The sequence below is a fragment of the Streptomyces sp. NPDC025618 genome, from assembly GCF_055558795.1.
Genome location: NZ_JBVHLW010000008.1, coordinates 113,119 through 125,981, shown reverse-complemented (window position 1 = coordinate 125,981; position 12,863 = coordinate 113,119). Strand labels below are relative to the sequence as shown.

The 12,863-nt window shown below is 73.7% G+C and carries 11 protein-coding genes; 8 read left to right on the top strand and 3 right to left on the bottom strand.

The annotated features are described in order from the left end of the window. Positions 1–21 precede the first annotated feature (21 nt). On the bottom strand, positions 22–1,275 hold the full coding sequence (locus tag ACZ4A5_RS10665) for a citrate/2-methylcitrate synthase (RefSeq protein ID WP_467581034.1): 1,254 nt from the start codon (positions 1,273–1,275) through the stop codon (positions 22–24). A 121-nt stretch (positions 1,276–1,396) separates the two neighbouring features. Here ACZ4A5_RS10665 and ACZ4A5_RS10660 point away from each other — a divergent pair, with 121 nt between their 5' ends. Then, positions 1,397–2,548 (top strand): citrate synthase/methylcitrate synthase, encoded by a 1,152-nt coding sequence (locus ACZ4A5_RS10660; RefSeq protein WP_467581030.1) that lies wholly within the window; start codon positions 1,397–1,399, stop codon positions 2,546–2,548. A 13-nt stretch (positions 2,549–2,561) separates the two neighbouring features. Next, positions 2,562–3,653, top strand: a complete 1,092-nt coding sequence (locus tag ACZ4A5_RS10655) for a CobW family GTP-binding protein (RefSeq protein ID WP_467581028.1) — start codon at positions 2,562–2,564, stop codon at positions 3,651–3,653. Positions 3,654–3,875: 222 nt separating this feature from the next. On the opposite strand, the gene ACZ4A5_RS10650 is transcribed toward ACZ4A5_RS10655, so the two are convergent. Then, on the bottom strand, positions 3,876–4,973 hold the full coding sequence (locus ACZ4A5_RS10650; RefSeq protein ID WP_467581025.1) for an NADH:flavin oxidoreductase/NADH oxidase: 1,098 nt from the start codon (positions 4,971–4,973) through the stop codon (positions 3,876–3,878). 200 nt (positions 4,974–5,173) lie between these two features. Here ACZ4A5_RS10650 and ACZ4A5_RS10645 point away from each other — a divergent pair, with 200 nt between their 5' ends. The 3 genes from ACZ4A5_RS10645 to ACZ4A5_RS10635 all read left to right on the top strand — a co-directional run bounded on the left by ACZ4A5_RS10645 (position 5,174) and on the right by ACZ4A5_RS10635 (position 7,941). Next, a complete protein-coding gene (locus tag ACZ4A5_RS10645; RefSeq protein ID WP_467581022.1) occupies positions 5,174–5,851 on the top strand; it encodes a uracil-DNA glycosylase in 678 nt (225 codons plus the stop codon). A 13-nt stretch (positions 5,852–5,864) separates the two neighbouring features. Further along, complete coding sequence (locus ACZ4A5_RS10640) at positions 5,865–6,893, top strand: N-acetylglucosamine kinase (protein ID WP_467581019.1); 1,029 nt, start codon at positions 5,865–5,867, stop codon at positions 6,891–6,893. A gap of 106 nt (positions 6,894–6,999) precedes the next feature. Continuing rightward, on the top strand, positions 7,000–7,941 hold the full coding sequence (locus ACZ4A5_RS10635) for a sirohydrochlorin chelatase family protein (protein ID WP_467581017.1): 942 nt from the start codon (positions 7,000–7,002) through the stop codon (positions 7,939–7,941). A gap of 161 nt (positions 7,942–8,102) precedes the next feature. On the opposite strand, the gene ACZ4A5_RS10630 is transcribed toward ACZ4A5_RS10635, so the two are convergent. After that, positions 8,103–9,164 carry a lactonase family protein gene (locus tag ACZ4A5_RS10630; RefSeq protein ID WP_467581014.1) on the bottom strand — a complete coding sequence of 354 codons (1,062 nt, stop codon included), beginning with the start codon at positions 9,162–9,164 and terminating at the stop codon, positions 8,103–8,105. A gap of 314 nt (positions 9,165–9,478) precedes the next feature. Here ACZ4A5_RS10630 and ACZ4A5_RS10625 point away from each other — a divergent pair, with 314 nt between their 5' ends. The 3 genes from ACZ4A5_RS10625 to ACZ4A5_RS10615 all read left to right on the top strand — a co-directional run bounded on the left by ACZ4A5_RS10625 (position 9,479) and on the right by ACZ4A5_RS10615 (position 12,753). After that, positions 9,479–10,969 (top strand): FUSC family protein, encoded by a 1,491-nt coding sequence (locus ACZ4A5_RS10625; RefSeq protein WP_467581011.1) that lies wholly within the window; start codon positions 9,479–9,481, stop codon positions 10,967–10,969. Between the two features lie 270 nt (positions 10,970–11,239). Next, positions 11,240–11,725 (top strand): Lrp/AsnC family transcriptional regulator, encoded by a 486-nt coding sequence (locus tag ACZ4A5_RS10620; RefSeq protein WP_467581008.1) that lies wholly within the window; start codon positions 11,240–11,242, stop codon positions 11,723–11,725. Positions 11,726–11,826: 101 nt separating this feature from the next. After that, positions 11,827–12,753, top strand: coding sequence for a D-alanyl-D-alanine carboxypeptidase family protein (locus ACZ4A5_RS10615; protein WP_467581005.1), 927 nt, complete (start codon positions 11,827–11,829; stop codon positions 12,751–12,753). Positions 12,754–12,863 lie beyond the last annotated feature (110 nt).

The window sequence follows — 12,863 nt, the reverse complement described above, 5'->3', positions numbered from 1 at the left end:
CCCGGAATCCCCGCCCGGCTGTCAGGGCAGGGGCTGTGGTGGCCGCGGGCCGCAGTAGTGGCCCGTGGGACGCAGCCGCAGGGGCCGCTCGGCGTACTCCTCCAGGGCGTGCGCGATCCAGCCCGCCGTGCGCGCGACCGCGAAGACCGTCTCGCCCGCCTCGGGCGGCATGCCAGAGGCGACGGAAAGGACCGCCAGCGCGAGGTCGATGTTCGCGTGCAGGGGCACGTGCCGTGCCGTCGTGGCCTCGACCTCGCGGGCCGCCGCCAGTGCGGCCGCCGCGGCGGGCACCGATTCCAGCCGGGCGAGGAGCGTGGTGGCCCGGGGGTCCGGCCCGGGGTAGAGGCGGTGCCCGAGTCCCGGTACGCGCCTGCCGTCCCGCAGGTGGTCCGCCACCACGGCACCCGCGCTGCCGCGCTCCAGCACCTCCGTCAGCATCCGGTGGGCCAGCCCGCTCGCCGCGCCGTGCAGCGGCCCCTCCAGGGCGCCGAGCCCCGCCGAGACCACGGCGTACGGATGGGAGCGCGCCGAGGCCGCGACCCGCACCGCGAGGGTGGAGGCGGCGAGGTCGTGGTCGATCAGCAGGACGAGGGCGGCCTCCAGGGCGCACAGCGACGCCTCGTCCGGCGCCTGCGAGGTCAGCCGTGACCACAGGCGTGGCGCGATCCGGTCGTCGGCGTGCGCCTGCCGGCCGGCGGGCGGCAGGGCGTCGACCAGCGTCGGGATCAGGCCACGGGCCGTGCCGAGCACCGCCTGCGGGGAGAGGTCGAAGCGCAGCGGATCCGCGGCCGCCGCCGCGATCGCGGCCACCCGCAGCCGGTCGGTGGGCCCGCTGTCGGCGGGCAGCGCGTCCACGGCGCGGCGCGCCGCGGCCAACGTCTCCTCGGGGGCGGCGAAGCGGGTCCCGGGGCGCAGTTCCCCGGTCCACAGCCAGTCGGCCACCTCCTCGTACGCGTGCCGCCCGGCGAGCGCGGTCGCGTCGACGCCGCGGTAGAAATACCGGTCCTTCTCGATGAGCGTGATGCCCGTACGGATCGCCGTCTCGCCGCCGAACGCCGGCTCCCGTCTGCCGCGCCGGGCCAGCGCGTCGACCTCCCGCGCGTCGAAGGTGCTGCCCCGGCCGCCGGGACCGCGGCGGCTGGAGAGCTGGCCGCGGCTGACATACGCGTAGACCGTCTCGGGTTTGACGCCCAGGCGCTCGGCGACCTCGCGGGTGGTCAGCCGTCCTCTGCCGTCGTCGCCCGCCGCCGGGCCGCCCGTCTCAAGATCCGCCATGGGCACACCGTAACCGGCGTGTACATATTGATTCAATCAATATTGACAGCCATTGGATCAAGGGTGGACAGTCCCATCACGTTTCAACGAGCAGCACTCAAGGGATCGAGGAGGCACCGTCATGCCGATCACCGAGGTACCGCGCGGACTCGCGGGCGTCGTCGTCACCGACACCGCCCTGGGCGACGTCCGCGGCGGCGAAGGCTTCTACCACTACCGCCAGTTCTCCGCCGTCGAGCTCGCCGGGAGCCGCTCCTTCGAGGACGTCTGGCACCTGATGTTCCGGGGCCACCTCCCCGACGCGGCGCAGCGGGCCGCCTTCGCCGCCGAGACCGCGGCCCTGCGCCGGCTCCCCGCCGACGTGCGCGACGCCCTGCCGGCCATCGCCCGCTCCTGCGCGCCGTCCGGCCCGCTCGCCGGGCTGCGCACCGCGCTCTCGCTGCTCGGCGCCTCCGCCGGGCTCCGCCCCCTCTACGACACCGCCGCCGCCCACCGCGAGGCCGACGCCCTCGCCGCCTGCGCCGCCGTCCCCACCCTGCTCACCGCGCTCCACCGGCTCGGCCGAGGACTGGAGCCCGTCGAGCCGCGCGAGGACCTCCCGTACGCCGCCAACTACCTTTACATGCTGGACGGGCGCGAGCCCGAGCCCCGCCGGGCCCGCGCGATCGAGCGGTACCTCATCTCCACCGTCGACCACGGCTTCAACGCCTCGACGTTCACCGCCCGCGTCATCGCCTCCACCGGAGCCGACCTCGTCGCCTGCCTCGGCGGTGCCATCGGTGCCCTCTCCGGCCCGCTCCACGGCGGCGCGCCCAGCCGAGCCCTGGACACCCTCGACGCCATCGGCACCCCGGACCGCATCGACCCCTGGATCCGCGAACGCGTCCTCGCGGGGGAGCGCATCATGGGCTTCGGGCACCCCGTCTACCGCACCGAGGACCCGCGCTCACGGATGCTGCGCTCCATCGCGCAGGACTTCGGCGGGCCCCTGGTCGACCTCGCGACCGAGGTCGAGGGGAAGGTCGAGGCGATCCTCGCCGAGCTCAAGCCGGGGCGCGAGCTGCACACCAACGTGGAGTTCTACGCGGGCGTCGTCATGGAGCTCTGCGGGCTGCCGCGGGAGATGTTCACGCCCACGTTCTGCGCGGCCCGCGTGGTCGGCTGGAGCGCCAATATCCTGGAACAGGCGGAGGACTCGAAGATCATCCGCCCGGCGGCCCGCTATGTCGGCCCGCCCCCGCCGCAGCCGGTGCCCGCTGCGTCCGACGTGTGATGGAGGCTGCCTCTTGGCGAAACGACAGATCCCGGTCATCGTGCTGGCGGGCTTCCTCGGATCCGGCAAGACCACCCTGCTCAACCACCTGCTCAAACACAGCGGGGGCAGCCGGATCGGCGTGGTCGTCAACGACTTCGGCAGCATCGAGATCGACGCGATGAGCGTCGCCGGGCAGGTCGACTCCATGGTCTCCCTGGGCAACGGGTGCCTGTGCTGTGCCGTCGACACCAGCGAGCTCGACGGCTTCCTCGACAAGCTCGCCCGCCCGGCCGCGCGGATCGACGTCATCGTCATCGAGGCCAGCGGGCTGGCCGAGCCGCAGGAGCTCATCCGCATGATCCTCGCCAGCGACAACGCGAGCATCGTCTACGGCGGCCTGGTCGAGGTCGTGGACGCCGCGGAGTTCACCCGCACCCGCGCCCGGCACCCCGAGATCGACCGCCATCTGGCCATCGCCGACCTCATCGTCCTCAACAAGACGGACCGGGCGAAGGAGACCGAGCGGAAGGCCGTCCTCGACGAGCTGGCCCGGCTCGGCCCCGGCACTCCTGTCCTGGAGTCGGCCCACGGGCGGGTCGACCCGGAGCTGCTCTTCGACCGCAAGGCGCGGGAGCGGGACGAGCCGGGCGCGATACGCCAGCTGTCCTTCGAGGACCTCGTGCGGGACGCGGACGAGCACGCCCACGACTGCGGAACGCAGGGCTGTGGCGGGGACTGCGCGGGGGGCAGCCCCGGCCACGGTCATCTGCACGCCGCGTACGACAGCGTGGGCTTCACCTCCGCGGAGCCGATGGATCCGCGGCGGCTGATGGACTTCCTCGACAACCGGCCCAAGGGCCTGTACCGCATCAAGGGCTTCATCCACTTCGGGGCGGAAGGCCACCGGGGGGTGCGGTACGCGGTGCACGCGGTGGGCGACTTCCTGCGCTTCTACGCCGCGCCGTGGGGCCGCGCGGAGGAGCGGGTCACCCAGCTGGTGCTGATCGGGACGGGGATCGACGCGACCGCCCTGCGGACCGGCCTGGAGAGCTGCCGGCGGCTGGAGCCGGGCGACGCGGACGAGAACACGATGTGGGGCGTGCTGCGGTACGCGCAAGCCTGACAGCCTGCCTCAAGCGCGGTGCGGCCGGTCGCCTCGAGCGGCGGGGGGGGGGGGGGGGGGGGGGGGGGGGGGGGGGTGGGGAGGGGGGGGGGGGGGGGGGGGGGGGGGGGGGGGGGGGGGGGGGGGGGGGGGAGGGGGGGGAGGGGGGGGGGGGGGGGGGGGGGGTGTGGGGGGGGGGGGGGGGGGGGGGGGGGGGGCTCCCCCCCCCCCCCCCCCGGGCCGTCAGGCGGCCCTGCCGTACTGCGCGGGGCGGCGCGGCGGCAGGCCCAGGGCGGTGGCCGCCCGGAGCGGCCAGTAAGGGTCGCGGAGCAGTTCGCGGCCGAGGAGCACGGCGTCCGCCCGCCCCGACGACACGATCTCCTCGGCCTGCGCGGGGTCGGTGATCAGGCCGACGGCGGCCACGGCCAGGCCCGCTTCCTCGCGCACCCTGGCGGCGAAGGGGACCTGATAGCCGGGCCCGGTGGGGATGGTGGCGTCGGGGGTGTTGCCGCCGGTGGAGGTGTCGAGCAGGTCCACGCCGTGCGCGGCGAGGTCCTTCGCGAAGCGCACGGTGTCGTCGGCGGTCCAGCCCTCCCGGTCATCCTCCGGGTTCTCCGTGAGCCAGTCCGTGGCGGAGATCCGGAAGAGGACGGGCAGTTCCTCGGGCCACACCGCGCGCACCGCGTCCACGACCTCCAGCGCGAACCGGGTGCGGTTCTCGAAGGAGCCGCCGTACTCGTCGGTGCGGCGGTTGCTGTGCGGGGACAGGAACTCGTTGATCAGATAGCCGTGGGCGCCGTGGATCTCGACGACCTTGAAGCCGGCCGCGAGCGCCCGCCGCGCGGCGGCCGCGAAGTCGGCGACCACCTGGGCGATGCCGTCCTTGGTCAGCTCGCGCGGCGTGGGGTAGCCCTCCGCGAACGGCAGCGGGGAGGGGGCGACGGTCGCCCAGCCGTGCGCCTCGGGGCCGGCGGGACCGCCGCCGCGCCACGGCCGCTCGGTCGACGCCTTCCGTCCGGCGTGCCCGAGCTGGACGCCCGGCACCGCGCCATGGGCCTCCAGGAAGGAGGTGATGCGCCGGAACGCCTCCGCCTGGCGGTCGTTCCACAGCCCCAGGTCGGCGGTCGATATGCGCCCTTCGGGAGAGACAGCCGTGGCCTCGGTGAGGATCAGGCCCGCGCCGCCGACGGCCCGCGCGGCGAGGTGGGCGAAGTGCCAGTCGTGCAGCATGCCCATGTCGTGGCCGTGGTCGTCCGCGCTGTACTGGCACATCGGAGCCATCCAGATCCGGTTGGGGATGGTCAGCGAGCGCAGGGTGAAGGGCTCGAAGAGGGCACTCATCAAAGACTCCGTTTCCGCCGGTGCGACCGACGCGCCGCGAGTGGTACGAGAAACACCGTACTACGAGGATCCTCGAATTACGACACCCTTCGTACAAGACGCCTGGGCCCTCGTTCGAGGGACACCGGGTCCGGCCGGAACGGGCCCATGGGCCGGACGCGTTCGTACGGGCACGCGCTGAGCCAGTAGAGTGACGCCCCGTGGCTGCACGACCTTTGAACGAGATCGTCGAGAACGGCTGGGCCAAGGCACTGGAACCGGTGGCCGGGCGCATCGCGTCGATGGGCGACTTCCTGCGCGCCGAGATCGCCGCGGGCCGTACCTATCTGCCCTCCGGCGCGAACGTGCTGCGCGCTTTCCAGCAACCCTTCGACGACGTAAGGGTGCTGATCGTCGGTCAGGACCCGTATCCGACACCCGGTCACGCCGTGGGGCTGAGCTTCTCGGTCGCGCCCGAGGTGCGCCCGCTGCCCGGCAGCCTGGAGAACATATACCGGGAGATGCACACCGACCTGGGCCTCCCCCGCCCGTCCAACGGTGACCTCACGCCGTGGACCCAGCAGGGCGTCCTGCTCCTCAACAGGGCCCTGACCACCGCCCCGCGCAAGCCCGCGGCGCACCGGGGCAAGGGCTGGGAAGAGGTCACCGAGCAGGCGATCCGCGCGCTCGTCGCCCGCGGCGGCCCGCTGGTGGCGATCCTGTGGGGCCGCGACGCGCGCAATCTGCGGCCGCTGCTGGGCAGCGTGCCGTCCGTCGAGTCCGCGCACCCCTCCCCCATGTCGGCCGACCGCGGCTTCTTCGGCTCCCGGCCGTTCAGCCGGGCCAACGAACTGCTGGTCCGCCAGGGGGCCGCCCCGGTGAACTGGCAGCTGCCGTGAGACGGCCGGGCCCGTGACACGCGCGGCGGGCCACGTCCTGGGGGTCGACTCCGGCGGTTCGGGCATCCGGATCGCCCTGGCCCCCGCGGACGGCAGCGGCCCGCCGCTGACCTGGGCCTCCCCGGCCCCGGCGGGGGTGGATGCCCGGCGGCTCCTCGACCACGTCCTGCCCGCCGCCCGGGACCTGCTCACCCGCGCCGGAGCCGGGACCTGCGAAGCCGCCTGTGTGGGCGCCGCGGGGATGGTGGCCCTGGGCGACGAGCTCCGCGCCGTCCTGCCCGGCGCGCTGCGCGAGGCCCTCGGGGTGCACCGTCTCGCCCTCGCCTCGGACGCGGTCACCGCGTACGCGGGAGCGCTCGGGCAGCGCCCCGGCGCGGTGGTGGCCGGGGGCACCGGGATGATCGCGCTCGGCACCGACCTGACCCCGCAGGGCGGTTGGCGCCGCGCGGACGGCTGGGGCCACCTGCTGGGCGACTGCGGCAGCGGCGCCTGGATCGGCCGCGCCGGGCTCGAGGCGGCGCTGCGCGCGTACGACGGGCGGGCCGGCGGGTCGGAGGCGCTGCTGGCGCGGATGACCGCCGTCCTCGGCCCGGCGCCGGATGTGCCCGGCGCGCTCTACCCGCGGGCGGACCGGCCCGCGGTCCTCGCCTCGTTCGCGCCCGAAGTGGCCCGGTGCGCTCCGAAGGATCCCGTCGCCGCCCGGATCCTCCGCGAGGCGGCCCGGCACATCGCCGGGGCCGCCGCCGCCGTATGTCCGCGCCGATGGCCGCTTTCCGGCCGATCGGCCCGTGCGGCGGCGGAAACGGCCGCTCCGGGAGCGGCTGGTGGGGCACATGAAGTCGCACTCACGGGCGGGCTGTTTCGCATGGGTGAACCGTTGCTCGCACCGCTGCGCGAAGAATTGCAATCGCAACTACCTCACGCACAACTCGTCCCCGCCCAGGGCACACCGCTCGACGGCGCATTGCGCGTGGCAGGAGCCTTGGTGACGGACAGTCTGCGCCTGCCGACAGACCCTGTGATGTTGCGTATCATTTGCTGAACGACTCCGCGCCGACCGTATGTCTGGACGAATAAATCCGGACAGACGACGCTGTATCGCCCCCGCCCGAACGGCCTGGTGCGATGAACGGCTAACATGCGGCGCCATGAGTTCCCCCACAGGGCCCGCGCCTGGCCTGCCTGTACGAATGCCGCGTCCCCGCCAGCCCGGACGGCACCGGCGGCCGGAACCGGCGGCCGCGCCGACGGGCGCGCCGCCGCTCGTCCTCGCCGTGCCGGGGACGCCCGACCTCGCCACGCGACGGCTCGCCGAGGAGACCCTCAGCATCGCCCGCTCCGAGCTCCCCGGGCTCGACGCGCGCATCGGCTATGTGGACGCCGACGGCGGCGACGTGGGGTATCCGTCGCTGGAGTCGGTCCTGGCCCACGCGGCCGCCCAGCGGGCCGCTCGCGCCGGCGAAGCCCAGGACGGCCCCGAGGGGGACGGAGCCGACTCCTGGGACCGCTTCCCGACCGCCGTGGCCGTGCCGCTGCTCGCGGGACCCGACAGCTCGCAGCTGCGCCGCATACGCCAAGCGGTGATGAACAGCGGTTCCGTCACCGAGCTCACCGACACGCTGGGCCCGCACCCGCTGCTCGCCGAGGCCCTGCACGTGCGTCTCTCGGAGGCCGGGCTGGCCCGCGCCGACCGCGCCCGACTGTTCACAGTTGCAACTGCCGCGGACGGCATCGTCCTGGCGACCGTCGGCGGCGAGGAGGCCGTGCAGGCGGCGGGCATCACCGGCATGCTGCTGTCGGCCCGCCTGGCCGTGCCGGTGCTCGCGGCGGCGCTGGACGAGGAAGGCGCCATCGGCCGCGCCGCGGAGCAGCTGCGCTCCTCCGGCTCCCGGAACCTGGCTCTCGCGCCCTGCATCATCGGCCCCGAGGTGGCCGAGGGCCTCGCCGCCGAGGCGGCGCGCGAGGTGTCCTGCGCCGCGGCCGAGCCGCTCGGCGCCTACCCGGCGATCGGCAAGCTGGCCCTGGCGAAGTACGCGGCCGTGCTGGGCCTGACGACCCAGCCGTCGCTCCAGGGAGCCCCGGTCCGCTGACGGCCATTCTGTACGAACGCGCGTGACCGGCAGGGCGAAGGCTGCCGCCACGTGCCGCACGACCTGACGGCACGGCCGCGGAATCGCGGGCCGGAGCGGTCCGGAGAGGGGTCCCCGCATCGCGGGGGCCCCTCCGGCCTTTTCCGGTCGTCCGCGTTTTCTCAGGAGAAGATCACGCAGGAGGCGGCGGGCACGGCGAGCGACCCCGCGGGGCTCGGTATGCCCGTGCCGGGGTCGACCGTGAACCAGGTGACATCCCCCGACCGCTCGTTGGCGGCGTAGAGATACCGCCCGCCGGGGTGGAGCGTCAGATCGCGGGGCCAGTGGCCCCCGCAGGGGGTCGAGGCGCGGATTCCGAGGATGTCGCCCGCCGCGTCGAGCTCGAGGGTGGTGATGCTGTCGTGCCCCCGGACGGCGAGCCACAGGAACCGCCCGTCCTCGGAGACGACGGGCTCCGACGGATAGTCGACGGTGCCCGTGCCCGGCAGGAGGGCGCGCGTCTCCCCGGTCGGCACCAGGGAGCCTTCCGCCGCGTCCCAGCGGCACACCGTGACGGTCGGGTCCAGCTCGTTGAGGACGTAGGCCCGGCCGCCTCCGGGGTGGAAGGCCAGATGCCGGGGCCCCGTCCCGGAGCGGAGCCGCGTCTCGTGGTGCGGGCGCGGCAGGCCGGTCACCGGGTCGAGGGCGTAGATCCACACCGAGTCCGTGCCGAGGTCCACCGCGAGCAGCAGGCGGCCGGAGGGATCGGGCACCACGGCATGCGCGTGCGGACCGCGCTGCCGGTCGGCCACGGGGCCGGAACCGCGGTGCGGCAGGACGGCCGACGGCGCTCCGAGTGCTCCGCCCGTCCGGACCGGGAGTGCGCTGACACTGCCCGAGCGGTAATTGGCGGTGAACAGGTGCGTACCCGCGAAGGCGAGGTGCGTCGGCCCCTCACCGCGCACGAGGACCGGCTCACCGAGCGGCTCGGGCCGGGCGGGATCGGCCAGCGAGAAGGCCGCGGCGGCGCCCTCGTCCGTCTCGCTGACCGCGTAGAGCACATCCGCTCCGGGGGACAGCGCGAGGAAGGACGGGTTGGCCACGGCGTCGGTGGCATACACCGGTGTGAGCGCGCCCGTGCGGCTGTCGACCTCGGCGACCGTCACACCGGGCCCGCCCGCCGCCGTGAACGAGCCGATGTACGCGAACCGCCCCCGCCGGCTGTGCTGGTCACTGCTGATCACCGTGCCGCCTCCCCCACCGAATCACTCTGTGCATCCGACGCTACACGGAGCCACTGACAAGCCCGAGGTCAGGGCGGTGGTGGCGGTTCGGGCGGACCGGGGCGGGCGTCCGCCCCTCAGGGCTGCCATTGGCCCCTTCACGGCCGGACAGTACGGTTGGTAACTATGCCATTGGCACATCCACCTCCGCTCCTCTTGAGCCAACAGCCGGATAGATGGTCTGATGGGGATGTCGATGGCGCTGCGGAGATCCGTGGCGCCTTTTTCATGTCCGTGCGTCGAAGGGGCGGGAAGCAGTGCTGAAGAGGGCGTTCATGGCACCGGATCCGGGCCGGGCGAGGCTGCGGGTCGCCGTCCGGGCCGTCATGGGCGTGGCCGCCGCTGTCGCCGTGGTCCAGCTGTCGGGCCTGCCCCTGACCGCTTCCATCACCGGCGGGCTCACAGCCCTGCTCGCGCTGTTCACGGTCGCCGACCCGACCGTACGCCGCCAGGCGATCACCACCGCTCTGCTGCCGGTCGTCGGCTTTCCCGTGCTCGCGCTGGCCGCGGCGCTGCACGGCATGCCACTGGTGCGTGACGCGGCCTTCCTGGCCGTCGTCTTCTGCGGGGTCTACGCCCGCCGGTGGGGGGCGCGGGGCAACGCGCTCGGGATCTTCGGCTTCATGATGTTCTTCGCGACGCAGTTCCTGCACGCCGTGCCCGCCCAGCTGCCGCACCTGTACGCGGCCGTGATCATGGCACTGGCCGCGGCCGGTCTCGTCCGCTTCGGGCTCTGGCGCATCGAGCGGCACACCCCGCCGCCCGCGGGCCCGGCACCCCTGGCCGGCGGCGGTCTGGCACGCGTCACGACCCGGCAGGCGTTCCAGGCCGCCTTCGCCTGCGGCCTGGCGCTCGCCGTCGGGCAGATGGTCTCCGACGCGCGCTGGTACTGGGCCGTCGGCACCGCCTGGTGGATCTTCGTCAACACCGCCTCGCGCGGCGAGACCCTCGTACGCGGCTTCCGCCGGGTCCTGGGCACGGTGCTCGGCATCGCCACGGGAATCCTCGTGGCCATTCCCCTGCACGGGGCCCCCGTGCCCACCGCGGCCCTGGTCGCCGTCTGCGTCTTCGGGATCTTCTACACGTCCGCCGTCTCGTACACGTGGATGATGTTCGCCGTGACCATGATGGCCGGACTGCTGTACGGGCTCCTCGGGGTCCTGGACGCGGACCTGCTGGTCCTCCGGCTGGCCCAGACCGGCGTCGGGGCGGCCGGTGCGGCGATCGCCGTCCTCGTCGTCCTGCCCGTGACCACGCACGCCGCGACCGACGCGTGGATCCAGCGCGCCCTGCGCTGCGTGCACACCTGCGCGGCCGAAGCCGCCGCACGGCTCGCCGGTTCCGAGACGGCCGACCCCGCCCCACGGGTCGCCGAACTGGAGCTCCTGCTCGGCCGGGTGCGGCTCTCGCTCGCCCCGCTCGTCCACCCGCTGAACCCGTTCCGCGCCCGCAAGGAGAAGGCCCGCCGGGTGCTGGCCCTCCTCGACGACTGCGCCCGCGAGGTCCGGGGGCTGGCGTCCGTCGCCGCGGACCCCGAGGCATCGCACGACGACCGTCTCGCCGCTGCCTGCTGGCGCGTGGAGGCCGCGGTGGAGGCGCTGACCACACCGGGCAAGGCGCGCGACGCGGTGGGGGCCACGGCAGCCGTACCCGAGCACTGGCTGTCCGAACCGGCGCTCGCGCACCTGCACAGCCTGGAGCGGGCCCTGGCCGAACTCGCGGTGCCCCTGCACAGCTCGCGGCCGTCACCGCTGCTCGGCGCCTGACCGGCGACCGGGGAACCCCGGCACGGCGCGGTGGGGGGCGCGTACGCAACTGGCCGACACCGACCGCACCTTCGCGTCCGGCCCGCCTCCTCCTCGACAACGCCCTCGCATGGGTCTTCCCGCCGGACGCCGAAGTTCCGCCGACAGCCGGCCGGCCGGCGCCGAGGCGCGTGAGCGGCGGGAAGGCCACGGGCGCCTGACGGCGTGTGAGGCTGCGCCATTGGTACTGTTACCGGCCAGGAAGTACGACCACCGGGAGGCCGTCGGCCCATGGCCGTGGACACGCTGGACGCGAAGATTCTGCGGCTGCTGCTGGAGCAGCCGCGTACGAGCGTGCGGGAGTACGCGCGCGTGCTGGGCATCGCGCGCGGCACGCTCCAGGCGCGGCTCGACCGGCTGGAGCGCGACGGCGTGATCACCGCCACCGGACCGCGGCTGTCCCCCGCCGCGCTCGGCCACCCCGTACTGGCCTTCGTCCATATCGAGGTCACCCAGGGGCACCTGGACACGGTCGCCACCGCCCTCGCGGACGTACCGGAGATCATCGAGGCGTTCTCGATCACCGGCGGAGGCGATCTGATGGCGCGGGTCGTCGCCCGGGACGCCGGACATCTGGAGGACGTCATCCAGCGGCTGGTCCAGTTCCCGGGGGTGGTGCGCACACGCACCGAAATGGTGCTGCGCGAGCGGGTGCCCTATCGCGTGGTGCCGCTGGTCGACGCGGTGGGGCGCGCGGCGGCTCAGCGGAGCTCGTGAACGGGCCTTCCCGGGCGCGGAACCGGCCCCGTTTCTCAGCGTGAAGCAGTAGGTGCGATTATCTGCACGCTCTACTCAACACGCGAGAAACAGAGGCATGTATGGAGCGATGCAGGGAAAGACCGGCACGCCGGTGGGGTGCCGCTCTGATCGCGTCGGCCGCGGCGGTCGCCGTCGCGGTGCCGGCGACGACCGCGCAGGCCGCGAGCGGCCCGGCGGTGACCGGCGCCAAGGGCGCGTTCCTGCTCGACAGCGGCAGCAACCGCCAGCTGTGGAGCAAGGACGCCGACACCAAGCGGCAGATGGCCAGCACCACCAAGGTCATGACCGCGACGGTCGTGCTGGACACACCCGGGGTCGACCTGAACAAGCAGGTCACCATCAAGCAGTCCTACCGCGACTACGTGGAGCGGAACGGCGCGAGCACCGCCGATCTGCGCACGGGCGACAAGATGACCGTACGGCAGCTGCTGTACGGCCTTCTGCTGCCGTCGGGGTGCGACGCGGCGTACGCGCTGGCCGACACGTTCGGCAGCGGCGGCACCGAGAAGGAACGCACGAACTCGTTCATCGCCAAGATGAACAAGAAGGCGTCCGACCTCGGCATGAAGAACACCAAGTACGACTCGTTCGACGGCATATCGCAGACCGGGGCCAACTACACGACGCCTCGCGACTCGGCGCAGCTCGCCCGGCACGCGATCGCCAACAGCACGTTCAGCACGGTCGTGAAGACGACCGGCACCCAGCAGAAGGCCGCGAACGTCAAGCGGACCTACTACTGGGACAACACGAACAAGCTGCTCGGCTCGTACAAGGGCGCGATCGGCATCAAGACCGGCACCGGCACCGCCGCCGGACCGTGCCTGGTGTTCGCCGCCAAGCGCGACGGACGGACCGTCGTCGGTGTCATCCTCAATGACGCCACCTCCCGCTACCCGGACGCGGTGAAGATGCTGGACTGGGCCTACCGCACCAAGTCCAACGTCAAGCTGCGCCAGCTCCCGGAGTCGGCCCAGCGGGACTGATGCCCCGCCCGCTGAACGACCGCGGATGAGCCTTCCGGCCATGCGCCAAGGCCCTACCAGGAATGCCTGGTAGGGCCATAGTTGTGGGGCACCGAGGCTACGGTAGTGAC

What these genes read in the sequence shown, in the direction of transcription:
- ACZ4A5_RS10665 (WP_467581034.1), bottom strand. Translation starts at nt 1,275, where the DNA reads ATGGCGGATCTTGAGACGGGCGGCCCGGCGGCGGGCGACGACGGCAGA.
- ACZ4A5_RS10660 (WP_467581030.1), top strand. Translation starts at nt 1,397, where the DNA reads ATGCCGATCACCGAGGTACCGCGCGGACTCGCGGGCGTCGTCGTCACC.
- ACZ4A5_RS10650 (WP_467581025.1), bottom strand. Translation starts at nt 4,973, where the DNA reads ATGAGTGCCCTCTTCGAGCCCTTCACCCTGCGCTCGCTGACCATCCCC.
- ACZ4A5_RS10635 (WP_467581017.1), top strand. Translation starts at nt 7,000, where the DNA reads ATGAGTTCCCCCACAGGGCCCGCGCCTGGCCTGCCTGTACGAATGCCG.
- ACZ4A5_RS10625 (WP_467581011.1), top strand. Translation starts at nt 9,479, where the DNA reads ATGGCACCGGATCCGGGCCGGGCGAGGCTGCGGGTCGCCGTCCGGGCC.
- ACZ4A5_RS10620 (WP_467581008.1), top strand. Translation starts at nt 11,240, where the DNA reads ATGGCCGTGGACACGCTGGACGCGAAGATTCTGCGGCTGCTGCTGGAG.
- ACZ4A5_RS10615 (WP_467581005.1), top strand. Translation starts at nt 11,827, where the DNA reads ATGGAGCGATGCAGGGAAAGACCGGCACGCCGGTGGGGTGCCGCTCTG.